This window comes from Streptomyces sp. NPDC048436, assembly GCF_043200355.1.
Lineage (GTDB): Bacteria > Actinomycetota > Actinomycetes > Streptomycetales > Streptomycetaceae > Streptomyces.
Genome location: NZ_JBICXP010000003.1, coordinates 287,893 through 311,841, shown reverse-complemented (window position 1 = coordinate 311,841; position 23,949 = coordinate 287,893). Strand labels below are relative to the sequence as shown.

Annotated in this window: 21 protein-coding genes and 1 pseudogene; 7 read left to right on the top strand and 15 right to left on the bottom strand. The window is 70.2% G+C overall.

Annotated features, from left to right (window positions below; translation table 11 throughout):
- Positions 1–39: 39 nt before the first annotated feature.
- Positions 40–1,827, bottom strand: coding sequence for a glyoxylate carboligase (gcl, locus tag ACGFX9_RS12365; RefSeq protein ID WP_393470427.1), 1,788 nt, complete (start codon positions 1,825–1,827; stop codon positions 40–42).
- 295 nt (positions 1,828–2,122) lie between these two features.
- On the opposite strand from gcl, the gene ACGFX9_RS12360 reads away from it, so the two are divergent.
- The 4 genes from ACGFX9_RS12360 (at position 2,123) to ACGFX9_RS12345 (ending at position 6,720) form a co-directional block, all read left to right on the top strand.
- Entirely contained in the window at positions 2,123–3,022 is a 900-nt protein-coding gene (locus tag ACGFX9_RS12360) for a serine/threonine-protein kinase (RefSeq protein ID WP_393469066.1), read from the top strand.
- 5 nt (positions 3,023–3,027) lie between these two features.
- Positions 3,028–3,720 (top strand): hypothetical protein, encoded by a 693-nt coding sequence (locus ACGFX9_RS12355; protein ID WP_393469064.1) that lies wholly within the window; start codon positions 3,028–3,030, stop codon positions 3,718–3,720.
- A 75-nt stretch (positions 3,721–3,795) separates the two neighbouring features.
- On the top strand, positions 3,796–4,326 hold the full coding sequence (locus ACGFX9_RS12350) for a GNAT family N-acetyltransferase (protein WP_393469061.1): 531 nt from the start codon (positions 3,796–3,798) through the stop codon (positions 4,324–4,326).
- Between the two features lie 135 nt (positions 4,327–4,461).
- Positions 4,462–6,720 carry a catalase gene (locus ACGFX9_RS12345; RefSeq protein WP_393469058.1) on the top strand — a complete coding sequence of 753 codons (2,259 nt, stop codon included), beginning with the start codon at positions 4,462–4,464 and terminating at the stop codon, positions 6,718–6,720.
- Between the two features lie 61 nt (positions 6,721–6,781).
- Here the strand turns inward: ACGFX9_RS12345 and ACGFX9_RS12340 are convergent, their stop codons facing one another.
- The 3 genes from ACGFX9_RS12340 to ACGFX9_RS12330 form a co-directional block, all read right to left on the bottom strand.
- Positions 6,782–8,389: an AMP-binding protein gene (locus ACGFX9_RS12340; protein WP_393470424.1), complete on the bottom strand. Its 1,608-nt coding sequence runs from the start codon at positions 8,387–8,389 to the stop codon at positions 6,782–6,784.
- A 177-nt stretch (positions 8,390–8,566) separates the two neighbouring features.
- Positions 8,567–9,082, bottom strand: a complete 516-nt coding sequence (locus ACGFX9_RS12335) for a hypothetical protein (RefSeq protein WP_393469055.1) — start codon at positions 9,080–9,082, stop codon at positions 8,567–8,569.
- An 89-nt stretch (positions 9,083–9,171) separates the two neighbouring features.
- Positions 9,172–9,681, bottom strand: a complete 510-nt coding sequence (locus tag ACGFX9_RS12330) for a hypothetical protein (protein WP_393469052.1) — start codon at positions 9,679–9,681, stop codon at positions 9,172–9,174.
- Positions 9,682–9,813: 132 nt separating this feature from the next.
- Between ACGFX9_RS12330 and ACGFX9_RS12325 the strand changes: the two genes are divergently transcribed.
- Positions 9,814–10,902, top strand: coding sequence for a hypothetical protein (locus tag ACGFX9_RS12325; RefSeq protein ID WP_393469049.1), 1,089 nt, complete (start codon positions 9,814–9,816; stop codon positions 10,900–10,902).
- A gap of 15 nt (positions 10,903–10,917) precedes the next feature.
- On the opposite strand, the gene ACGFX9_RS12320 is transcribed toward ACGFX9_RS12325, so the two are convergent.
- The 10 genes from ACGFX9_RS12320 to ACGFX9_RS12275 all read right to left on the bottom strand — a co-directional run bounded on the left by ACGFX9_RS12320 (position 10,918) and on the right by ACGFX9_RS12275 (position 21,682).
- Positions 10,918–12,492, bottom strand: a complete 1,575-nt coding sequence (locus ACGFX9_RS12320) for a multicopper oxidase family protein (protein ID WP_393469046.1) — start codon at positions 12,490–12,492, stop codon at positions 10,918–10,920.
- Positions 12,489–12,962 carry a hypothetical protein gene (locus ACGFX9_RS12315; protein WP_393469042.1) on the bottom strand — a complete coding sequence of 158 codons (474 nt, stop codon included), beginning with the start codon at positions 12,960–12,962 and terminating at the stop codon, positions 12,489–12,491. The genes ACGFX9_RS12320 and ACGFX9_RS12315 overlap by 4 nt, the downstream gene beginning before the upstream one ends.
- Positions 12,963–13,044: 82 nt before the next feature.
- Positions 13,045–14,451 (bottom strand): MFS transporter, encoded by a 1,407-nt coding sequence (locus ACGFX9_RS12310; protein ID WP_393469040.1) that lies wholly within the window; start codon positions 14,449–14,451, stop codon positions 13,045–13,047.
- Positions 14,448–15,437, bottom strand: a complete 990-nt coding sequence (locus tag ACGFX9_RS12305) for a hypothetical protein (RefSeq protein WP_393469038.1) — start codon at positions 15,435–15,437, stop codon at positions 14,448–14,450. Before ACGFX9_RS12305 ends, ACGFX9_RS12310 begins: the two co-directional genes overlap by 4 nt.
- Positions 15,424–15,753, bottom strand: a complete 330-nt coding sequence (locus ACGFX9_RS12300; protein ID WP_393469035.1) for a darcynin family protein — start codon at positions 15,751–15,753, stop codon at positions 15,424–15,426. The genes ACGFX9_RS12305 and ACGFX9_RS12300 overlap by 14 nt, the downstream gene beginning before the upstream one ends.
- A gap of 6 nt (positions 15,754–15,759) precedes the next feature.
- Positions 15,760–16,677 carry a TauD/TfdA family dioxygenase gene (locus ACGFX9_RS12295; RefSeq protein WP_393469032.1) on the bottom strand — a complete coding sequence of 306 codons (918 nt, stop codon included), beginning with the start codon at positions 16,675–16,677 and terminating at the stop codon, positions 15,760–15,762.
- Between the two features lie 68 nt (positions 16,678–16,745).
- Entirely contained in the window at positions 16,746–18,287 is a 1,542-nt protein-coding gene (locus tag ACGFX9_RS12290) for an AMP-binding protein (protein WP_393469030.1), read from the bottom strand.
- Positions 18,284–18,940 carry a thermostable hemolysin gene (locus tag ACGFX9_RS12285; protein ID WP_393469027.1) on the bottom strand — a complete coding sequence of 219 codons (657 nt, stop codon included), beginning with the start codon at positions 18,938–18,940 and terminating at the stop codon, positions 18,284–18,286. The genes ACGFX9_RS12290 and ACGFX9_RS12285 overlap by 4 nt, the downstream gene beginning before the upstream one ends.
- Before the next feature lie 161 nt (positions 18,941–19,101).
- Positions 19,102–19,836: a TetR/AcrR family transcriptional regulator gene (locus tag ACGFX9_RS12280; RefSeq protein WP_393469024.1), complete on the bottom strand. Its 735-nt coding sequence runs from the start codon at positions 19,834–19,836 to the stop codon at positions 19,102–19,104.
- Positions 19,837–20,002: 166 nt separating this feature from the next.
- A complete protein-coding gene (locus ACGFX9_RS12275; RefSeq protein ID WP_393469021.1) occupies positions 20,003–21,682 on the bottom strand; it encodes an AMP-binding protein in 1,680 nt (559 codons plus the stop codon).
- An 86-nt stretch (positions 21,683–21,768) separates the two neighbouring features.
- On the opposite strand from ACGFX9_RS12275, the pseudogene ACGFX9_RS12270 reads away from it, so the two are divergent.
- Positions 21,769–21,858: pseudogene (locus ACGFX9_RS12270) on the top strand (helix-turn-helix transcriptional regulator); the annotation flags it as partial.
- Between the two features lie 65 nt (positions 21,859–21,923).
- A complete protein-coding gene (locus tag ACGFX9_RS12265; RefSeq protein ID WP_393469019.1) occupies positions 21,924–22,655 on the top strand; it encodes a LysE family translocator in 732 nt (243 codons plus the stop codon).
- A gap of 15 nt (positions 22,656–22,670) precedes the next feature.
- On the opposite strand, the gene ACGFX9_RS12260 is transcribed toward ACGFX9_RS12265, so the two are convergent.
- Entirely contained in the window at positions 22,671–23,846 is a 1,176-nt protein-coding gene (locus tag ACGFX9_RS12260) for a winged helix DNA-binding domain-containing protein (RefSeq protein WP_393469016.1), read from the bottom strand.
- Between the last annotated feature and the right edge of the window lie 103 nt (positions 23,847–23,949).

The window sequence follows — 23,949 nt, the reverse complement described above, 5'->3', positions numbered from 1 at the left end:
CCACGGGTGGACCGCCCCTTCAGCTCAGCGTGACTTGACTCAGACCTTCAGCGGCCGGATGGCCGTCGGCGCGTGGCCCGGCTCCGTGGCGATCTCCTCGAACTCCTTGACCGCGCTGATGTCGGCCGTGGGGCTCATGGAGATGTTGGTGATGCGCTCCAGGATCGCCTCGACGACGACCGGCACCTGGTGCTCCTGGGCCAGCTTCTTGGCCTGCTCGAAGGCCGCGCCCAGCTCGTTCGGGTCGGTGACGCGGATGGCCTTGCAGCCCAGGCCCTCGGCGACCTTGACGTGGTCGACGCCGTAGACGCCCAGCTCGGGACTGTTCTGGTTCTCGAACTCCAGGTTGACCTGGAAGTTGATCTCCAGGCCGATCTGGGCCTGGCGGATCAGGCCCAAGTAGGCGTTGTTCACCAGGACATGGACGTACGGGATGCGGTGCTGCGCGCCGACCGCCAGCTCCTCGATCATGAACTGGAAGTCGTAGTCGCCGGACAGGGCGACGACCGGGGTGTCCGGGTCCGCGGTGGCGGCACCGAGCGCGGCCGGGATGGTCCAGCCGAGCGGGCCCGCCTGGCCGCAGTTGAGCCAGTGGCGCGGCTTGTAGACGTGCAGCATCTGCGCGCCCGCGATCTGCGAGAGGCCGATGGTGGTGACGTAACGCGTCTCCGGGCCGAAGGCCTTGTTCATCTCCTCGTAGACGCGCTGCGGCTTCATGGGGATGTTGTCGAAGTGCGTACGACGCTGCAGCGTCTCCTTGCGCTCCAGGTGGGAGGCGACCCACGCCGAGCGGTCGGGGAGCTTGCCGGCGGCCTTGAGCTCCTTGGCCACCTCGACGAAGAGTTCGAGGGCGACCTTGGCGTCGGAGGCGATCCCGTAGTCCGGCGCGAAGATCTTGCCGATCTGGGTCGGCTCGATGTCGACGTGCACGAACTTGCGGCCCTGGGTGTACACGTCCAGCTTGTAGCCGGTGTGACGGTTGGCCCAGCGGTTGCCGATGCCGAGGACGAAGTCCGACTCCAGGAACGTGGCGTTGCCGTAGCGGTGGCCGGTCTGCTGGCCGACCATGCCCGCGTTCAGGTCGTGGTCGTCGGGGATGGTGCCCCAGCCCATCAGGGTCGGCACGACCGGGGTGTTGGTGATCTCGGCGAACTCGACCAGGAGGTCGGAGGCGTCGGCGTTGATGATGCCGCCACCGGCGACGATCAGCGGACGCTCGGACTCGACCAGGAAGGTGATCGCCTTCTCGATCTGGGCGCGGGTCGCGGACGGCTTGTAGACCGCCAGCGGCTCGTACGTGTCCGGGTCGAACTCGATCTCGGTCTGCTGGACGTCGATGGGCAGGTCGATGAGGACCGGACCCGGGCGGCCCGAGCGCATCAGGTGGAACGCCTGCTGGAAGACGCCGGGGACCTGCGCGGCCTCCAGGACCGTGACGGCCATCTTCGTGACCGGCTTGGCGATCGACGCGATGTCGACGGCCTGGAAGTCCTCCTTGTGGAGCAGGTGCGTCGGCGCCTGGCCCGTGATGCAGAGGATCGGGATCGAGTCGCCGATCGCGGAGTACAGACCGGTGATCATGTCGGTGCCCGCCGGGCCCGACGTACCGATGCAGACGCCGATGTTGCCGGGGTTGGCGCGGGTGTACCCCTCGGCCATGTGCGAGGCGCCCTCGACGTGCCGGGCGAGCGTGTGGTCGATGCCACCGCCCTCCTGGAGCGCCTTGTAGAACGGGTTGATCGCCGCGCCGGGCACACCGAACGCGTTGGTGATGCCCTCGCGCTTGAGGATCTCAACTGCCGCGCGGACAGCGGTCATACGAGCCATGGGGTTCTCCTGCTTCGACAACAGCTTCGACAGCTGCGCCGACCTTTCGGCCGGCGTATACGGCTGGCGGATCCGGCTCCCGTCGCGCCCCGCGGTGAGCTTCTGTTTCCGCATTGTGGAAATTTTGTTCTGCTATATGGAAGCAATGTAGGGGGGAGCGGTGGAGACCGTCAAGAGATGTCCGGGAACCGGGCCGCGAACCGAGCCGGGAACCGGGCCGCCCGAGGGGTGCGTCCCAGTCGTTGAATTCAGCGTTGAATTCGGGCCACACCATCGGGGGACCGGGGGGTCGAGCGTGGCCAGTTCACCGAAGGCGTCACCCGCAGGGCACGGCTCCGGACAGAGGTACGGCCGCTGGACGGCCGGCCGGCTGCTGGGGCAGGGGGCAGTGGGGCGCGTCTTCGTCGCGTACGACGAAGCGGGGCGCGAGGCCGCGCTGACGGTGGTGCGTCCCTCCCTGGCCCGTGACCCGGAGTTCCGGGCGCGCTTCGCCCGCGGGGCGGAGGCACTGGGCGCGGTGCGGGGGCGCCGCACCGCCGAGCTCGTCGACGCCGATCCGGAGGGCCCTGTGCCCTGGCTCGCCACGGAGTACGTCGATGGCCCGACGCTCGCCGCGAGGCTCGGGGCGAGCGACGGCGGGCCACTGGGCGCCCCCGAGCTGCGCACCCTGGCGAGCGCACTCGCCGAGGCACTGAGCGACATCCACCGCGCGGGACTCGTACATGGCGGCCTCCGGCCGTGGAACGTCCTGCTCACCACGGCCGGCCCGCGTGTCACGGGGGTCGGCGTCGCGGCGTACGGGGAGGGGGCGGGATACGTGGCGCCCGAGCTTCTCGTGGGCCTCGTGCGGGATGCGTCCGTTGTTCCGGCGGCGTCCGCTCCCCCGGCCGACGTCTTCTCGCTCGGCGCGGTCCTCGTCTTCGCCGCCACTGGGCGTGCTCCCTTCGGCGGCGAGGACCGGGGGCCCGATCTCGCCGACGTGCCCGCGGAGCTGGTGCCGCTGATCGCCGCCTGCCTGGCCGAGCACCCCGCGGCAAGGCCCACCCCGCGCACCGTCGCCCGCATGGCGGGCCTCCCCCTGCCCGGCAGCCGCCGCCGGGCCCTGACCCTGGCGGGAACACTGCTCTTGGCGCAACTGGCTGCCGCCGTGGGCCCCCTTGGTGGACGATGGGGCCCACGGACCGTCGGGCGGTGAGGGTGATGTCGGACAGCAGCGTGCCGGTGCGGTGCCCGGCCTGCCGGCGCGAGCACGTGTACGCGCCGCCCGCCTACCCCTGCCCTTGCGGCGCCCCCGTGGTGCCGCCGATGGCGCGCGGCGCGAAGGCGCGGGTGATCACGGACCGCACGTGGACGGAGGAGTGGGTGACCGTCGCGTGCCGGATGTGCGGGCGCCAGGACCAGTGGCCGCAGCCGGAGCTGGGGTGCGGCTGCGGGGTGACGCTCAGGATTCCGGTGCGTACGACGATGGCGGCCCCGGCACACATCCCGCTCCCCCGGACGGCTCCGGTCCCCCGGCCCGCCTTCCAGCCGGTGACGATCCGCACGGCGCGGGACGCGGTGACGGCGGCGGCGCTGTACCTGCGGTGGCTCGGCTACCGCGAGATCCGCGGGGCGGTGCGGCGGGCGCCGTCAGGGGTGCGGGTCTCCGCGAAGGGCGTGGTCGCCCTGATAGAGCCGTCGGTGCGCCCGGTCGACCTCCGTGACATCGAGTGCGTGTGGCTGAGCGCCCTCGCGGACGCCGTCGGCTGCGTCTGCTTCTCCCTCGCGGGGTACGAGGACGCGGCCCGCACACGGGCCGACGCCCTGTCCGTCCCCTTGTTCATCATCGACCTCACGGGGACACCCCAGCCGGTGAACACCCCGGCGGACGAACTGATGGCCACGGGAGCGTGAGACGGGGGCGAGCCGCTCTTCCACCGCCCCGAAAATCCTCTCTGCCGCCGCCCGCCGTCCCGGCATACTCGGCGCATGCTCATCCGCCCGGCCACCCTCGCCGAACTCCCCGCGCTCCAGGACATCGAACGTGCCGCAGGCCACCCCTTCCGCGCCCTCGGCATGGCCGAGATCGCCGACGACGAGCCGCCCACCCTCGACCTCCTGGAAGGCTTCCGGCGCACGGGCCGCGCCTGGGTCGCCGTCGAGGCCGGCGCAGGGCAGGCGGCGGAAAGCGACGGCGCCCCCGTCGCGTACCTCATCAGCGAGCCCGTTGACGGCGCCGAGCACATCGAGCAGGTCTCCGTGCACCCCCGCGCGGCCCATCGACGTATCGGCCAGGCGCTGATCGAGGACCTCGCCCGTCGGGCCCGCGCCGAGGGCCGGATCGCCCTCACCCTGACCACGTTCGCGGACGTCCCCTGGAACGCCCCGTACTACGCGCGCATCGGCTTCCGCGCGCTCGGCGCCGCCGAACTCGGCCCTGGTCTGCGGCGGATCCGCGCACATGAGGCCGCCATCGGACTCGACCGCTGGCCACGGGTGGCCATGCGCCGCGAGGCCTGACGCGACCACGCGCTGCGGCGTCCGGGTGATTGTCGAGCAGGTAGTCGGATGAGAACGATTCGACCTCTGGTGCACGGGTACCGGGATGTTTCCATCAAGCCGTGCCATGCCACCGCTGACCTGCTTGGAGCTGTCATGAGCGAGAAGAATCCGCCAAAGGCCGCCGCGGAGAAGGCGGCCGACGCCGGCCCCGAGGGCGGAATCCCGGGCAAGCCGGGGCCCGTCTCCCCTCCGGTCGACGAGCCGACCGAGCCGAGGGACCCGCTGCCGCCCAAGCCCGACCAGAGCGGCCCCCGGACCATGAGCCCCACCGGGCAGGAGACCGGCGCGGCCCAGGCGGACGTGGCGCAGGGCGGGCCGTATCTCACGACGGCTCAGGGGGCGCGGCTGTACGACACCGACCATTCCCTGAAGGCGGGCGCGCGCGGCCCTGTCCTCATCCAGGACCACCACCTGCGCGAGAAGATCACGCACTTCGACCACGAGCGCATTCCGGAGCGGGTGGTCCACGCCCGGGGAGCAGCGGCTCACGGCATCTTCCAGGGGTACGGCTCGGCGGCGGGCGTCACCAAGGCTGCCTTCCTGGGCAAGGTCGTGGAGACACCGGTGTTCGTCCGCTTCTCCACCGTGCTCGGCTCGCGCGGCTCCTCGGACACCGTGCGCGACACTCGTGGCTTCGCGACGAAGTTCTACACCGAGGAAGGCGTCTTCGACCTCGTCGGCAACAACATGCCGGTGTTCTTCATCCAGGACGCGGTCAAGTTCCCCGACATCATCCACGCCGGAAAGCCCCACCCCGACCGGGAGATTCCGCAGGCGCAGAGCGCGCACGACACGTTCTGGGACTTCGTCACCCTGCACACGGAAGCCACTCATCACGTCCTGTGGAACATGTCCGACCGTGGCATCCCCCGCTCGTTCCGGACGATGGAGGGCTTCGGGGTCCACACCTTCCGGCTGGTGAACGCCGAGGGCGCGACGACCCTGGTCAAGTTCCACTGGAAGCCCAAGCTCGGCGTGCACTCCCTCGTCTGGGAGGAAGCCCAGATCATCAACGGGATGGACCCCGACTTCCACCGCAGGGATCTCGCCGACGCGATCGAGGCGGGCGCCTATCCCCAGTGGGAGCTCGGCATCCAGACGTTCCCGGACACGGACGACCAGATGTTCGAGGGAATCGATCTGCTCGACCCGACGAAGATCGTCCCGGAGGAGCTGGCGCCGGTGCAGCCCATCGGGCTCCTGACGCTCAACGCCAACCCGTCGAACTACTTCGCGGAGACCGAGCAGGTCGCCTTCCATGTCGGCCATCTCGTACCGGGCATCGACGTGACCGACGATCCGCTGCTGGCCGGGCGGCTCTTCTCGTACCTGGACACCCAGATCACCCGGCTCGGCGGGCCGAACTTCGGCCAGCTGCCCATCAACCGGACCCATGCCCCGGTCAACGACATGCTGCGGGACGGCATGCACCAGACGGCGGTGCACCGGGGTGCCGCGCCCTACCGGCCCAACTCGCTGGACGGCGGCTGTCCGTTCCAGGCAGGCGTGGACACCGGCGCCTTCGTCGAGACGCCGGTCAGGGTTCCCGAGGCGACCAAGGTCCGGGAGGCGCCCGCGTCGTTCGCCGACCATTTCGGCCAGCCCCGGCTGTTCTGGCTCAGCCTGAGCGCGGTCGAACGCGAGCACGTCATCGCCGCCTACACCTTCGAGCTGGGCAAGTGCTACGAGCAGTCCGTCAAGGAGCGGGCCCTGAAGGTGCTCGCCAACGTCGACAGCGAGCTGTGCGAGCAGGTCGCCACCGGACTCGGCCTCCCGGCCCCCGAGGCGACGGAGCCGCTCGCCTCACCGGCACCGAGCCCGGCGCTGTCCCAGGTGGGCAAGGTGTGGCCGGCGGACGGCAGGATCATCGGGATCGTCGCGGGCCCGGACGGCGACCTCGACGGCGTACGCGCCGTGCGCGAGGCCGTCCTCGACGCGGGGATGGTGCCGCTGGTGATCGCCCCGACCGGGGGCAAGCTCGGCGCGGACAAGGACCCGATCACCGTCCAGCGCACCTTTGCCACCGCCAGGTCCGTGGAATTCGACGCGCTCCTCCTCGCGGGAACGCCCGCTCAGGGCGCCGACGCGTACGGGGCGCGCGACGCGAAGGCCGGAAACGGTGACACGGCCGATGTCAGCGACCCGCGGGTGACACTGATGCTGGCGGAGGCCTTCCGGCACGGCAAGGCGATCGGCGGCTGGCAGGACGCCACGGCGGCGCTGGAGCAGGCAGGCGTGCCCGCGACCGCGCCGGGCGTGGTGACCGGCGAGCGCGGTACCGACGTACTGGAGCAGATCGTCGAACTGCTCGGTGCGCACCGGGTGTGGGAGCGTTTTCCGGCTGCTGTCTGAGTGAGCCTCGTACGCGCCATGGGTGGGCCCGCTCGGCAGGCCCACCCAAGAGGCGTGAGGACTACGCCCCGTACGTCTCCCTGAGTTCGATCTTCCGCACCTTCCCGGAAACCGTCATCGGGAAGCTCTCCAGGACTCGCAGCCCCGCCGGGATCTTGTAGTGCGCCAACTGCCCCTCGCAGAAGGCCCGCAGCTCCTCCAGGGTCGGCGGGTTCGTCGCGTCGCGCGGGATGACGCAGGCCAGCGGGACCTCGCCGTAGCGCTCGTCGGGAACTCCGACCACCTGTACGTCGGCGATCTTCGGGTGGCCGTAGAGGAACTCCTCGATCTCCCGCGGGTAGATGTTCTCGCCACCCCGGATGATCATGTCCTTGATGCGCCCGACGATCTGGACGTAGCCGTCCTCGCGCATCACCGCCAGGTCACCCGTGTGCATCCACCGCCCCGCGTCGATCACCTCCGCCGTGCGCGACGCCTCGTTCCAGTAGCCGAGCATCACGCTGTAGCCACGCGTGCACAGCTCGCCGGATGCGCCACGCGGCAGCGTCACGCCGCTGACCGGGTCGACCACCTTGACCTCGATGTGCGGCAGCACCCGGCCCACCGTGCCGGTGCGCCGCTCCAGGTCGTCCGTGCGGCGCGTCTGCGTCGAGACCGGGGAGGTCTCCGTCATGCCGTAGCAGATGGAGACCTCCTCCATGTGCATCTCGGCGACCACTCGCTTCATCACCTCGACCGGGCAGGGTGAGCCCGCCATGATGCCCGTACGCAGCGAACTCAGGTCGTACATCGCGAAGTCGGCGAGGCCGAGTTCCGCGATGAACATCGTCGGCACCCCGTACAGCGAGGTGCACCGCTCGCGCTCCACCGCGTGCAGCGTGGCGACCGGGTCGAAGGACGGCGCCGGGATGACGATGCAGGCGCCGTGGGAGGTGGCCCCCAGATTTCCCATCACCATGCCGAAACAGTGGTAGAAGGGCACGGGCAGACAGACCCGGTCCTGCTCGGTGTAGCCGACGGTCCGGCCCACCCAGTAGCCGTTGTTGAGGATGTTGTGGTGAGAGAGCGTGGCCCCCTTGGGGAAGCCGGTGGTGCCTGAGGTGTACTGGATATTGACGGGGTCATCGCAGCTCAACTCGGCCTCGCGGGCCGCGAGTTCCGCATCGGTCACCGCCTCGGCCGCACCCAGCAGCACGTCCCACGACCCGTCCGCGATGTAGTGGACCGACCGCAGCCCGGGACAGCTCGGCCGCACCTGGTCCACGAGCGCCCGGTAGTCGCTGCTCTTGTGGGACTGCGTTGCGACCAGGACAGTGACCCCGGCCTGCTTGAGTACGTACTCCAACTCATGTGCGCGATAAGCCGGGTTGATGTTCACCATGATCGCGCCGATCCGCGCGGTGGCGTACTGCACGAGCACCCACTCGGCACAGTTCACCGCCCAGATGCCGACCCGGTCCCCCTTGGCGACCCCGGCCCCCATGAAGCCCCGCGCCAACTGCGCGACGGCGGAGCCGAATTCGGCGTACGTCCAGCGCGCACCGGTGGCGACATCCACCAGCGCGTCCCGCTCGGGCCAGGACGCGACGGCCCGGTCGAGGTTGCGCCCGACGGTGTCGCCGAGCAGCGGTGTCGAACTGACGCCGTGGGCATACGACAGCTCGCTCATCGACTCATTCATAGGCCCGGTCATGGGCTCACCCACCGGCTCGCTCATCGGAACTCCTCCTCGCGGTACTCGGCGTCGGAGCCCGCCGCGCACGGCGCCAAGTGTGACCCGGGGGTCAGCGCCGCGTCGACCCTTGCGCGCCTGAAGGAGTGGCGCGACCTGCGACCATGCGCCGACTCACCGGCCCGCGGCGCCGCCCGCGTTCTCCCGTTTCGCACCGTCCGGCCACACGACGTCCACCGGGAGCCCCGCCCGGCGGGCGTCGGCCACGGCCGCGGCGGTGCCGCCCGGCGGTGCGGTGGAGGACCGGCCGTCCCACACCGCGAACAGACGGTCCGCGCGTCGCAGCAGCACGCGGTTCGCGTCCTCGTACGCCTGACCGTCCGCGCCCGCGCCCGCGTGATCGAGGACGATGACCTCGTCCGCCGCCTCGACGAGCCGGTCGAACGTTTCGGCATGCCCGGCGCCCACCCGGCGCTCCCGATAGTCCCGCGACGGGATCACCGCGACCAGTCGGCCGCCGAGCGCGAGCACCGCCTCGGCGAAGAGCGAGTCCGCGCCCCCGGCGACGCAGGAGAGTCCGGTGATCCCCTCCCTCCGGTACGGCGTGAGGGCCTCCCGCAGGGCCCGCCGTACGAGGGGAACGCTCGCCTCCGTCAGGTCCATGTGCCCGGTCACGGCGATGGCGATCAAGCCGACCTCACTTGTCCGGCGGAGAAGGGGTTCGCGGACCCTATACCGCGGCCCGTCCGACCGGAAGTACGTGACCCGAGCGCGGTTCTCTACAACGCCAGCGCGAGGAACCCCACCGCGTAGGCGGCCACGAACAGGGGCGGCACCCACTGTTCCAGGCGGGTGAGGGGCACGTACCGGCGCCAGTCCTCGCCCTCCCCCAGCTCGGTCCATTCGGCGCGGGAGTAGGCGTACGCGGGGAGCCGGCTCTCGAAGGCCCCGATCACCGCCCACTTCGCCGCGTTCAGCTGGCGGTAGGAACGGACCATGAGATACCACGCCGCGCACTGCCCGGTGAGGATCAGCAGACCGGCGAGGAGCAGCCAGACCGGCACCGTGCCCGGACGCGGCCCCAGTCCACCGGCCATGGCCGTGGCGATCGCGCTGTTGAGGGCGAGGAAGAAGGTGTTGGCAGCGCCTCGCCGCGCGCTGACCCGGTCGGCCATCTCCACACAGAGCTTGTACTGCTCGAAGAGCACGCCCACGTATGAGGTGCTGGCGGGCGTGTAACTCTCCGGGGCCACGTCGGAGTTCCACAGGGAGCGGTGGGGGTCTGCCACTCGCTCATCATGGCTCGCCGGGCGGTCGAGCTGCCGGTGAGCGCCCGTACCAGCCACGAACGAGCGAATCCGGACCCGCAATCCCCATTGTTCGATTGCGGGTGGGCCGCCGCCTCCGATCAGGTGGCCACCATGACCGATCAACCAGAGCCCGCCACCCTCTCTCCCGGCCTTCCCCCCTTCGGCACGCCCCGCCGACGCCAACGCCCGTTGCTCGGCTGCGCGCTACGGCTCGTGGGTCTTGGCGGGACGCTGTGGGGATGCCTGCTCGTGATCCTGACGGCGACACGGCTCCACACGGTCTTCATTCCCATGCCCGGCGACTCCATGGCGCAGAACGTGTTGATCGTCGTGGTGTTCGGACTCTGGGGTGCGGTCTCGCTGACGGTGGGCCTGCGGATGCGGCGGCAAGGGCGGCGCCATCACGTCCGGGTGATCAGGACCCTGGAGGAGGCGCGGCAGGAATCGTACGTCCTCTATCTACGCCCCTTCGCGGAAGACGTCACCGGCAAGGCGATGCCGCACGCGTTCAGCCGGTGGATGGGGGTGGGCGGCTCGCTCGTGAACGGGAGTTCGCAGACCTTGGAGGAGGGCGTGTGCCGGGCCTTCAAGGGCTTCGGCCGGCCGCTGGCCGTGGGCGAACCCGACGAGGCGCTCCCCCTGGCCGGCTCCCGCCGCCTCTACCTCCCCCTCACCGACTGGCAGCCCACCGTCACCTCCCTCATCACCGACGCCCGGCTCGTCCTCCTCGTGGCCGGCACCGGCAAGGGCACGCTGTGGGAACTGGCCGAGGTGATGCGGCTGCGCCGTCCCGAGTCCGTACTCGTCCTGCTCTACGGCGACCGGGCGGCACAGGACGTCGAGGAGGAGTACGACGCTTTCCGGGCCGCGGCGGCGTGTGAACTGGAGGAGCGGGCCGCGGAGTTGCGCGCGGTCCATGGCCCCGACTGGCAGCCGCCCAGCTTCCCTCCCCTCCCCGCCTTCAGGTTCCCGCTCAGCCTGAAGTGGGCCCCGCTGCTGCGCGCCATCGTCCACTTCGGCCCCGACTGGACCCCGCAGATCGTGCTCCTCGACCCCACGGCGGTCAGCGCCTGGACCCATGAGGGACGTGTCCGCAAGATGAACCGCGAGCAACTGATGCCGGTGCTGACGCAGTTGCAGAACGCCCTCGGCGGAACGGGTGTAAGCCGCTTGCCCGCACTGCCGGCGGATGGCCACTGAGGAGGCCGCCTGTGCTCAGACCACCTCGAAGTTCGCCATCATCGCCATGTCCTCGTGCTCGAGGTTGTGGCAGTGCAGCATGTACCGGCCCTTGTAGCCGCTGAACCGTGCGAGCACGTCGACGACTTCGTAGGGCCGTACGTCGACCGTGTCCTTCCAGCCCGCGTCGGTCGCCGCCGGCGGCCCGCCGCCGCGCGAGAGCACCTGGAAGTGGGCGAGGTGCAGGTGGACGGGGTGGTGGAAGTCGCTGCTGAAGCGCCAGCGTTCGACGGTGCCGAGGCGGGGGCGGGCCAGGTACTCGGAGGCGTTGAAGCCGCGCCCGTTGATGGTCCACATGTCCTCGGTGCGACGGAAGTCGAAGTGCCGGGTGGCGACCGCGGCAGCCGGGTCGAGCCGCGCGTACTCGGAGAGCTTCGCCGGGACGTGGCTGTGGTCCTTCTCCGCGCGGACCACACGGAACCGCATGACCTGCCGCATCCGGCCGTCCGCCAGGGTGTTGACCAGCGTGACGTGGCTGCCGACGGGGCACCGGGAGAAGTCCACGACGACATCGCAGCGCTCCGCCGGTGCCATGGGGATCGACGCCAGGCGCTGAGGGGCGCCGAGCAGGCCGCCGTCGCTGCCGATCTGGGTGAAGGGCAGCGTGCCGCCGTGTTCCAGGTCGAGGCGGAGGTTGTAGCGGCGTGCGTTCGAGGCGTTGAGGACGCGCAGGCGGTGCCGGGTCGCGGAGACCTCGGCCTGCGGCCAGGGGGCGCCGTTCACGAGCTGGACGTCGCCGAGGACACCGTCCATGTAGGCCGCCTCGACGCCCGGGGTGCCGGTGCAGGAAGGGGAGTTGGCGGGGTAGCGGAAGGAGCCGTCCGCCTCGAAGGCGCGGTCGCAGAGCAGCAGCGGGATGTCCTTGTCCCCGCCGGGCAGCGGCAGCGCGTCCTCCTCGGCGTCGTGCACCAGGAAGAACCCGGCGAGTCCGCGCCAGACCTGCGGGGCGCTGAAGTCCATCCGGTGGTCGTGGTACCAGAGCGTCGCGGCCCGCTGCTCAAGGGGATAGTCGTACGTCTTGCCGCCCTCGGTGAACGTCCACGCGGAGGCGGACGTGTGCATGCCGTGGTTCATCCGCCGCATCCGGTGCGGCTTGAACGTGCTGCCGCACAGGGCGGGCACCACCAGGTCGGTGGGGTAGCCGTCGGACGTCGGCGGGGTGACACCGCCGTGCAGGTGCGTGGAGGTGGGCACCGGCAGTGAGTTGGTGATGTGTACGGATGCCGTGCGGCCGGAGCGGCCGGCGATCGTCGGGCCGGGGAAGACGCCGTCGTAGCCCCAGACGGTCGTCTTCGTGCCGGGCATGATCTCCACCCGGGCCGCGCGCTGCGTGATTTCGTAGCGGTCGGTCGTGGCGGTGCGGCGCGTGGGCCGGGCCTGGGCGGGCACCGGCAGCGGGACGCCGAAGGGCTTCGGCAGCGGGAGCCGGCTCCTGAGGACGGTGCCGGTGCGCTCGGGGGTGAGGCTCTCGTACGCGGTCGCGCCCACGGGGACCGCGATACTGGCGGAGGCGCCCGCGAACAGGCCCAGTGCGCGTCGTCGTGAGGTCACCGATCCGCCCCCGAGGGCGTGGAATCGGACCCGTACACGCAGGTGAAGGCCCAGTACGTCAGCGCTGCCACGAGGCCGAAGATTGCCATGCCGAGCGGCACGTGGCCGCCGAGCAGGCGGGACTCGCCCAGCGCCTGCTGGACGCCTATGAGGACGAGCAGTCCGGCTCCCAGCAGGAACGGGCCGACCGGACCGCGCCCGGGACGCCACACGAGGCCTGCCGCGGCCGTCGCGACGAACGCGAGGAGGCTGAGCACCTGTGCGTTGGCCGCGTGCCAGTCGAGGAGACGGACGTCGCCGGTGATGAAGAGACCGGCGAGCGCGGCCTGGACGAGCGTGTCGATCACGAGCAGCGCCGCGCTGACACGGAGGACCGCAAGTCCCTTGCGTAGCCAGGGACGTGGAGGGCCGGTCGCCTCGCATACGTCACGCTCGGCCGGGCCGGCCAGTGGCGTCGACGTCTGAGCCATCGTGTTCCTTCCGAAGGGCAGATGAAAACGGGGTGATGGGCGGGACCCCGCCCACCACCCCGGGGGTGCGTGGCCTCGTACCTCAGCCGGTGGTCGTACGCCGGCGGGGCGCCGAAGCCGCCGGGACGAGGACCGTCAGCACGGCCACCGCGGCGAGCACCCAGAAGGCCCGGTTGTCCTGGCCGTGCCCGGGGCCGGTGGCGAGCGCAGCGGACAGGGCCGCGATGCCGTTCACGCCCGCGGCGGAGCCGATGTTGCGGAGCATCGTGGCTGCCGAGGTGGCGACGCCCAGCTGCGCCGGCGGCGACTGGTCCTGGATGAGCGCGAGCGTCGTCGCGGTGACGGCGCCCGTACCGATCCCGGCCAGCATGCCCGCGAGCCAGGCGATTTCGCCGGTCGCGCTGAGCACGGCGCTGGCGGTCAGGGCGAGCGATCCCACGACCAGCGGCGGCCGGTAGCCGCGCTTGGCCACGACGCCGCCCGCGATGGCGCTGCCGGCCACCCAGCCGAGCGCGGCCAGACCGACCACCACGGCGATCCCCGTGGTCGACGTGCCGGACGCGGCGAGCCGGACCGGCAGCACCGTGACCGTCGCGTACATCACGACGCACGCGCCGACCGTGGCGAGAGCCGCGCCGGCGGACGGCGTGCGGGCGAGGACCTGGCGCGGTACGAGGCCGCCACCGAAGCGCCGCAGCAGGGCGAGCGCCACCAGACCGACCACCGCGGCGACGGCGCCACCGATCGCGCCGAGGCCCAGCGATCCGCCCTGCAGTCCGACGAGCAGCAGCGCCGAACCGCCGGTGACCAGCAGGAACTCAGCAGCCGGGAATCCGGAGCGCTGCCCCTGGCCCGCCTTGGCGTCGCCACGTCCGGGCAGTGCCACGGCGATGGCGACGACGACCAGCGCGCACAGCGGCACGTTGACGAAGAACACCCAACGCCACCCCCACGCCTCGGTGACGGCCGCGCCCACAACGGGTCCGAGGACCGCGGCCACGCCCCAGACCATGCTCAGCATCGACTGGGCCTTGGCGCGCCGCTCCGGCCCGAAGACCCGGCCGACGATCACATAGCTGGAGACGATGATCGCGCCCGCGGCCAGGCCGTGCAGCACTCGCGCGGCGACCAGGACGCCGAAGCTCCCGGCGAGTCCGGCGAGCACCGACGCGGCCAGGAAGACGAGTGTGGCGCCGATGGCGAGCACCCGGTCGTCGAGCCGGTCGGCGGCCCAGCCTGCCAGCGGGGTGCCGGCGACCTGCGCCAGCATGAACCCGGATACCAGCCAGGCGTAGCCGCCGCCGGAGCCGCCGCCCACGTCACCGAGGACGTTGGGCAGGACGGTTCCCATCACGGTGGCGTCCATCGCGGCGAGCAGCAGGGCGAGCACCGCCGCCGCGACCGCGATGTTCCCGCCGGCAATGGCCGGGCGGGCGGGGGCCGAGCCGCGGGATACGGCGGTGTCGGCCCCGACGGTCGACGAGGTCAAGACGGCACCCCCAGGGCCGTCAGCGGCTTCGCCGGCAGTTCGGCGGGGGCCGCGTGCACCCGCTCCGCCCCGGAGAACTCGACGATGAGCTCGGTGAGTTCGGCGTCGAGGATCTCATCGACCGTGTGCAGCGTGCCGTCGGCGGCGAAGACCTTGCCGCCGAACGCCTTCGTCATCTCCAGCTGCACGGCGGCGGCGGGGTTGTCCGTGACGAAGTCGATGTCGAGCAGCTCCCGGGTCGACGCCTCGAACGTCGCCGCCAGCATGCGGTTCAACTCCTCGATCTGCTCCAGGAGTTCGCGTACGCGCTGCTGCTGCTCCGCGCTGAGCGCCGGGTAGATCAGCTTCATCGCCACGTGGTCGATCTTCACGTGGCGGGCCTCGTCCAGACCATGTGTGTGCAGGAGGCGTGTGAAGAAGCGGGCCCGCTCCGGGTCCAGTGCGTCGGTGCGGTGCTCGAAGACGGTGATGACCGACTCCCCCACGTACGCGGAGCAGCACAGTGCCACCAGCTTCACGTACGGGTGATCGTCCGTGCGGAACACGTCGAGCCGCTCGTCGAACAAGGCCTTGCTCACGCGGGGTTCGACTCCGGACAGGGCGCGCACGTAGCGGTAGAAGGTGTTCGCGTGCTGGATCTCCTCGGCCGCGAAGCAGGACAGCGCGTTGTGCAGCTCGTGCCCGACGTTGATGGGGTCGCGCAGGTCGTGCAGCTCGCCCATGACCAGGGCCATGACCGTGCTCACGTGCCGTTCGATCTCGGCGAGCTGGGCCAGCTCCTTGGTGAGGTAGGCCACCGACTCGGCCTCGTGCCCCGCCTCCCCGTAGGCGACGACCGAGACGAACTCCCGTTCCGCCGCGGTGTTCGCCTCGTTCCAGTCGAAGGCGTTGGGGTGGAAGGTGTTGATGTGCGCGAGCCGGGTGACGGAGGCGAGCTCGTCGCGCACGGAATCCGCGATGGAGTCGAACTGGTCAGGACGCGTCATTCTCGTACTCCTTGTAGCCGTCTTGAAGACCGATCGAGATGTCGCGGATCCGCACCCAGCCCTGGGCGATGAACTCGCTGTCCCGCAGCTTCTCGATGAAGTAGTAGTAGGCCTTGATGTCGTCGGTCTCGATGAACAGGAAGTCCGAGTAGTCCGTGGAGAACGCCTCGGCGTCGAAGTGGCGTACCGAGAGCCGGTCGGTGAAGGGGCCGACGATGTCCTTCTGGAACACCGCCTCCTGCTCGCCCCGCTGCTCCCGGCTCAGCTGCAGCCAGCGGATGTCGAACTCGTAGCGGACGACGATTCCGTACTTCATGGGGGGTCAGCTCCTGGCGTAGGACTGGGCGTTGAGGATGGTGCGGTCGGGGTCGGTGATCGCACGGCGTCCGTGCATGACGCGGGTGTTGTCGATGAGGACGATGTCGCCGTCCTCCCACGCGATCTCCTCCGTGACCTTCTCGGCGATCTCCGTGTACTCGGCGACCACGTCGGCGGGTATCGCGGAGCCGTCGGTGAAGCGGATCTCGGGGGCCTCGTAGTTGAAGGAGGGCCCAAGGAGGCTGTTGGCCCAGGCGGTACGCGAGGACCAGCGGGTGCGGTGGGCGGCGTGGGCGGTGTACGTGTAGGTCAGGCTGCCGTCGCCCTCCTGCGTGAAGGTCGCGTCGACGTCGGTGTTCGCCAGGTCGTAGAGGTCGCTCACGGTCATCTCGGCGGGCTCCTTCGCGCCACCGGCGAGGTGTGCGGCGAGCCGCTGCCACATGGCCTGCGGGACGGTGCGCGAGTACATCACCGGCTGCTCGGCGAAGGTCTTCCGGGCCCGCTCCGACAGCGCGTCCCAGACCCGGAACCCGTCGCACACGGTGGTCTCGGAGCCGGACTTGGCGGCCTTGACGCAGTGGAACCAGAGGAGGTCGGGGGCGAAGGGCGTGGCGCCGTTCTCCAGGTGGAGCCCGATGGGCGCGTGGCCCGAGTCGACCTTCTGGGCGGCGTCGCCGTGGAAGGTGCGGGCCGGGTCGAGGGTGGTGCGGGAGCTGTAGCGGCTGACCAGCTCGTTGAACTGCTCGACGCTCGGGGCGAATCCGCGGATGAGCAGGTGCCCGGCGTCGGCGAGCAGGCTGTCAAGGCCTGCCTGGTAGAGCTCGGCGAAGTCGGCGTCCGGGCCGGTCGGCGTGACCATCATGCCGTCGCCGGCGCCGATGGAGGTGAGCCGGATGGTGTTCGCGTTCTGAATGACAGTCATGTCTTTGTCCCCGTGCGAAAGAAGAATGAGGTGAAGAGGGAAGTGCGGGATCCCACGGCCGGAACGTGTCAGGCGTTGGGCGCGGGAGCGGGAGCGGCCACAAGATCGTCGAAGATCAGTGGGCGGCGCGGGCGTCCGGTGACGGTGAAGTACGTGTCGCGGAAGTCGCGGCTGTCCGGTACGACGACGAAATCCTCGGGCCGGTCGGTCTCGGCGAGGTGCCGCTCGGCGTGGTCGCGGGCCTGTCGGCGCACCGCGTCCGGGTCGTCGCCGTCCAAGGTGACGAGCACGGCGGTGAGGTGCTCTCGCCCCTCGCCGAAGACGACCGCGTCCACCACCGACGGGCAGCTGCGCAGGCTGCCTTCGACCCACTCGGGTGAGACGTTGCGGCCGTGGCTGGTGATGATGACGTTCTTCAGACGGCCCAGGATGCGGATGTAGCCGTCGTCGTCGATCTCCGCCCGGTCCCCGGTGTGCAGCCAGCCGTCCTCGTCGACGGGCCGGCTGGTCGGGTCCTCGACGGTGTAACCGGCGAACAGGGACGTCGACTTCACCAGCAGCTCGCCCTCGGCCGAGAGCCGGACCCGGCAGTGCGGCAGCGGCTTGCCCACGGTGCCGGGGCGCCAGTTCTCGGGGGTGTTCCACGAGACGACCGAGCTGTTCTCGGACAGGCCGTAGCCCTCGTGGATGCGCAACCCGGCGGCGTCCAGGCGGAGTTGTGCCTCGACGTCGACGGGCGCGCCGCCTGCCATCAAGAACGGCCGCGGCCCGTCGCCGAGCAGCTCGGCGACCCGTGGGTCCTGGTTCCTGACCGACTTGTCGAGTGCGCTCACGGCGGCCGGCGGAAGCACGGCTGCCGTGGGCCGCGCGGCACGCATCCACGTCACGACGTCGTCGGCGCGGGACCCGGCGGTGCCGAGCAGCGCGGTGGTCTCCGGCAGCAGGATCACCCGGCCGCCGTTGATGATCGGCAGGTACACGGCGGTGACCTGCTCGATCAGGAGGCTGAAGGGCACCAGCGACAGGTAGCGCGCGTAAACCCCGTCGGGTGACACGGAGTCGAGTGACGTGAGCAGTGCGTCGAGCGCTCGGGAGCGGATCTTCACGCCCTTGGGCGCTCCGGTGGTACCCGAAGTGTGGATGACCTTGATGAGGCGCTCGTCCGGCAGCTCGGGCAGGTTCGCGGCGTCCGCCTCGGACGCCACAACCGCGTCGGCCGTGGAGACGGGGATGACGGTGACCGTCTCCGACAGGCCCCATGAGGCGAGCTTGCGGGCACCGGCCTCGTCGGCCAGGCAGAGCTTGACCTCACGCAGCAGCGAGCCGGCCTGCTCGCCGGAGAACGCCAGCGGTACGGGCACCTCGACGTGGCCGCCGAGCAGCAGCGCCAGGTCGGCCGCGACCCATTCCGGGCCGTTGCCTGCCACGACACCGACCGGGGTACCGGCGGTGGCGCCGAACTCCGCGAGCCCGCGCCGGATGCGGGCACTCCAAGCGGCCATGGTCGCGTAGCTGTAGGTCTCGGCCACCTCCCCGTCGGTGGCGAGCCGCTCGATCAAAACGTTGTTCTCATGCCCAGGCGCGTACAGGCCCTCGTGAACGCTCTTCACTGTGCGGAACCCGCTCCCTGCATGGCGGGCGAGGCTACCTGGTCCCACCGGACGGCGAGGTGGTAGCCGGTGTCGGCCTCACGGTTGATGCCCGCGTCGAAGGCGCGCAGGTCGATGTACCCGGCGACGGGCGCGGTGTCGTAGTAGCTCCCCCACCGGCCCTGCTGCTCGGTCGGCAGGGCCGATTCGCGGGCCTCGTCCACCCCCGTGAACTGGATGCCGATACGGGCGAGCGTGCGGGCCAGCGGCTTGGTGACGGTGCACAGCAGGAACGCGGCGCCGCCGCACCAGCACAGCGCGGGCACCATCCGGATCAGTTCGAGCCCCGCCCCAGGCTCACTGGAGGCCAGCGGCCCCACCTCCACCAGCCCGGACGGCTCGCACTCCAGGCCGGTGTGCCGGGATATGACGTCCGCAGCCGAGTCGCCGAAGTAGCTCTCGATGAGCAGCCCACGGCCCGTTCCGTGCGTGCCGTACGTGAGACCCGCGCAGGCCAGGGGGTTGGCGTCGATGCCTTCGTCCGAGCACAGCGCGATGTAGCTGTCCGGCGACGGTTCGATGTGTGCCCCGTAGTCCCGTGCGTACCGATCCTGCGCGAGTTCGGTACAGGCCTGCCACAGCGCGCTGCCACGGCGAGCGATGTTGATGCGCATTGCCCCTCCATTCGCATCGGCCCGACCGACCGGCCGGGCGCGGACACCACTTTATGACCACTGGTCGACTTTCGACAACTAGTTCATGATCGTTGTGGCTGAACGGAGTGTGAACGATGCGTTGCCGGAGAGTCACTCAAGGCCGCCCCCCGGCTCCTCCCTTACGAAGAGTGACCGTCATCCGGTGCGTACTCGGCGGCGACGGAGTGCACGATGTCGGTCACCGTCCGGTGCAGCTTCTTCAGCTCCGGGATACCGAGCCGGGTCCAGCCGAGCCCGCCCACCATGGAAGTCATGACCTTGAGGCGGCCCTCAAGACCTTCCTCGCCGGCCCAGAGGAAGCGGCGCGACAGGAGGTGCATCGCCGCGTAGCCCAGGATGTAGGCGCGCAGGGCGTCCACGGCCACGCTCGCCTCGACCTCGTCGTTGTGGAAGGCACCCTCGGCGAGGCTGCGCTCCACCGCGTAGCCGACCACCTGCGACATCTGCGATTCGACCAGGTCACGGCGGGCGAGACGCTGCTCGGACGCGATGCGGCAGACCGCGTCCGTGCGGGCCGTGATGCTGCATTCGAAGAGCTCGGGGGCCACCACCGCGTGCTCCATGTACGCGAGGGCCATGCCATAGACCGACCGCACACCGTCCCAGGGGAGGTCGGCGATCGCCTGGAAGTAGCGCAGCTGACGCCGGGCGCTCTCCGCCGAGAGCTCGATGAGGAGGTCCTCGCGGCAGGTGAAGTGGTTGTACACGGTGCCTTTGGAGTAGCCCGCCTGCTGCGCCAGCTTCCCCAGCGTCAGGTTGTGGAAGCCGTCGGTGCAAATCATGCCCAGGGCGACGTGGACCAGCATCTGGTCACGGTCAGCTACTTCCTGGGCCTTCCTTTGAGTGGTTCGCATGGCTTCATTATCCGTGACCATCGGTCAAAGGTCGACAGTTGGTCAACGTTAAGTCAAAAAATTTCCTGGCGCCTCATGCGTACTAGCTCTTCCAGGGCACGGCGCATGACCTGCCCCACATCAGCGGTATGCGATGACCTTCTGCGCAAGCCCCGAACGCGATTCCTCAACCCCGCCGCTCCAGCCACTCATCCGCCGACCCCTCCGCCGTCCGCTCCCGCAGATCGACCCGCCGGATCTTGCCCGAGATCGTCTTCGGCAGCTCCTGCGTGAACTCGATGCGCCGGATGCGCTTGTAGGGGGCCAGCACTGATCGGGTGTACTGGAAGATCGCCTCCGCCGTTTCCTCGCCCGGCGCCCAGCCCTTCGCCAGCACCACGTACGCCTTGGGGACGGCGAGCCGCAGCTCGTCCGGCGCGGGCACGACCGCGGCCTCCACCACCGCCTCATGTTCGAGCAGCGCACTCTCCAGCTCGAAGGGCGAGACCTTGTAGTCGGAGGACTTGAAGACGTCATCACTGCGGCCGACATAGGTGAGGTACCCATCCGCGTCGAGCGAGCCGATGTCACCCGTGCGGTAGTAGCCGTCCGCCATCGCCTCGGCGGTGCGCTCCGCGTCGCCGTGGTAGCCGGTCATCAGGCCGACGGGCCTCGCCGCCAGGTCCAGGCAGATCTCGCCCTCCGCTGCTCCCGGCTCACCGGTGACCGGGTCCAGGAGCGTGACCCGGTAGCCGGGGCTCGGGCGGCCCATCGAGCCGGGGATCAGGCGCTGGCCCGGGGAGTTGGACACCTGGACCGCGGTCTCTGTCTGGCCGAAGCCGTCCCGGATGGTGACGCCCCAGGCGCGGTTCACCGCCTCGATCACCTCGGGGTTCAGCGGCTCACCGGCCGCCACGACCTCCCTCGGCGGCGTACGCAGTTGGGTCAGGTCGGCCTGGATCAGCATTCGCCACACCGTGGGAGGTGCGCAGAAGCTGGTGACGCCCACCCGGTCCATCTGAGCCATCAGGCTGCCCGCGTCGAAGCGCGTGTAGTTGTAGATGAAGACCGTCGCCTCGGCGTTCCACGGGGCGAAGAGGTTCGACCAGGCGTGCTTGGCCCAGCCCGGCGAGGAAATATTGAGGTGTACGTCGCCGGGCTTGAGGCCGATCCAGTACATCGTCGCCAAGTGGCCGACCGGGTACGACACATGGGTGTGCTCCACCAGCTTGGGCTGGGAGGTCGTCCCCGAGGTGAAGTAGAGCATCAGCGGGTCGTCGGCCGCCGTGGGACCGTCCGGCTCGAAGTCGTACGGGGCTGAGGCCGTGTCCGCGTACGACAGCCAGCCCTCGCTCGGGAAGCCCCCGACCACGATCTTTGTGTACGTGCCGGGCACACCCTCGAACTTCTCGACGTCCTCGCCACGGATGATCACATGCCGCGCCCTGCCCCGCTCGATCCGGTCCCGCAGGTCAACCGTTCCGAGCAGCGGAGTCGCCGGGATCATCACCGCGCACAGCTTCATCGCGGCGAGCGCGGTCTCCCACAGTTCGACTTGGTTGCCGAGCATCACCAGGATCCGGTCGCCGGCCGCGACGCCCTGCTCCCGGAGCCAGTTGGCCACCTGGTCCGAGCGTGCCGACAACTCGGCGTAGCTGAAACGCTGTTCTCCGCCGCCCTCTTCGGTGATGTGCAGGGCCGTACGGTCATTGTCTTCGGCGATCGCGTCGAACCAGTCCAACGCCCAGTTGAACCTCTCGAACCGAGGCCAGCTGAACCCCTCGTACGCGGTCTCGTAGTCCTCGCGATGCCGCAGCAGGAAGTCCCTCACGGCCCGGAACTCCTCCGTCACGCTCTTGTCCGTCATCTGTCACCAGCCACCCTTCTCGCACCCTGGCCTCACGACCGAGGCCTCGCCTGCCTGTGCATGATCACCTATCACGGGCCGACCGGGTGCGGGCCGTCATACGGAAGTTGGGGGCGCATACGAGACTGGCGGCGATGGAGGCGGTGGTGGCGGCGCGGCGGGCGGGGCTGCTGCCTGATGACGGTGTTCCTTGCCCCTGCGAGAATCGCGTACGTCGTCTCTGTGTGAGGAAGTGCCGGACATGGTGTCCACGGACCGTTTGCTCGCCTTCGCGGCGATGTCGCTGCTGGTGATCGTGATCCCGGGGCCGAGCGTCCTGTTCGTCATAGGCCGGGCCCTGGCACACGGCAGACGCACGGCCGTGGCGACGGCGCTGGGCAACGTCTTCGGGTCGTATGTACTGGTCCTCGCGGTCGCGGTCGGCGTCGGCTCGCTGGTCGAACGCTCGGCCGCGGTGTTCATGGCGGTGAAGCTGGCGGGAGCCGCGTATCTGGTCTTCCTGGGCATCCAGGCCTTCCGGCACCGCAAGGAGATGCGGGCGGATTCCCTGGGGGCGACGTCCCAGGCCTCCCAGACATCCCAAGAGTCGCAGGGTTCCCAGGGGTCGCAGGTATCCAAGGCATCCAAGGCATCCAAGGCACCCAAAGGGGGCGAGGCACGCACCGATCTGCGCACCGTCCTGGACGGCGCGCTCGTCGGCGTGACGAATCCGAAGGGCATCGTCTTCTTCGCGGCGGTACTCCCCCAGTTCGTCGACCACTCGGCGGGCCATCTGCCCGCGCAGATGCTGCTGCTCGGGCTCGTCCCGATCAGCATCGGCCTGGTCACGGACACTCTCTGGGGGCTGACGGCATCCGCGGCCCGCTCCTGGTTCGCACGCTCGGACCGCCGGCTTTCGCTGATCGGCGGGGCCGGGGGCGTGGCGATGATCGGGCTCGGCGTGACGGTGGCGGCGACGGGGCGAGCGGACTGAGGCCGTTTTAGCCGTTCAGCGCTCGATGACGGTGCCGAAGCGGATGTCATACGTGGCGGCCTCGCTCAGCGGCCCCTTCAGCAGCCGCTCGGCCTCCTCTGTCAGCTCCTGGCGCTGGGCGCTGGTCAGGGTGGAGAAAGGCTCGATGGTGAGGACGGCGGAGTCCTTGCCCGCACCGGCCCCGGCAGCCCGTGTTCCCGTCGGCTCTTCGAGCCGCCAGACGCCTGCCAGAAAGCCATCGACCAGAAAGACGCTGTAGGCGAAGTTCCCCTTCCAGGTCCGGCCCTTGTACTCCGGCGGCACGACACGGCTGCGGTCGGCGTGCGAGAGGAGGAGGTTGTCGAACTCGGGCAGGAGGCGCGCCGGGGCCGGGGTGTCCGCGTCGGGGCGGGGCGCGTCGGGGAGGTCGAAGAGCTCGACGCCGTTCTCGTCACGGAACGTACGCAGTTGGGGCCGCAGCCGCTCGAAGGCCTCCCTCAGCCGTGTCAGGCCCGCCCAGATCTGCATGTCCTTGACGGATGCGGGCCCGAAGGCGGCGAGGTAGCGCAGAACGGTGGCGTCGGGCGCGGGCACCGGCTCGCTCGGGCGGCCGAGCCAGTGATCGACGGTGGTGAGCGCGACCTGACCGCTGCGCCGCCACAGGCCACGCGGGGTGACCTGGACCAGCGGCAACGAGCAACGGGCGGCGACGGCGAGCGACTGCGGGTCGGCGTCGGGCCAGCGGGGCAGGAGGATCTCCCGGAGCTGCTTCATCGTGCGGGGTTCTTCCTCGACGGCGGCACGGGCGAGCGAGGAGAGCTCCCCCAGATCGACGCCGACCAGACCCTTGCGGAAGGCATGCAGCTCACGGTCGCGGGCACCCTGCACCAGCGGGCGCAGGGAGAGGGCGTCGTCGGCGGTGTGCAGATGGATGGTGGAGCGCATGGTGACCATGCGTACGAGGTCACGCGAGGCAAGGGGCCCGGACAGGTCTTGCGGGTCGAACCCTTCGAGCCGTGCGGCGAGGGCGAAATAGGGCGGCTTCACGTTCTGCGCCTGCAGCCCGAGGAGGTGGGCGACGGCACCTTCGGCGGAGAGGCCGGCCGAGCGACGCAGGAGGAGTTGACGATCGAGGGTGGCGCGGTTGAGGGCGCGTCGGCTGAGGGTGGGGATGGGGGCGCTTCGGGTGGCCGTACCCGTCGATTTCGTCATGCTCAGCACGCTAGCGGGGCTTGCGGACACGTACTGTCCGCAAGGGGGCAGAGATGTCGCCACGGTCGCGACTTTTGGGACGTATATCCTGCCGAAAGAGTTC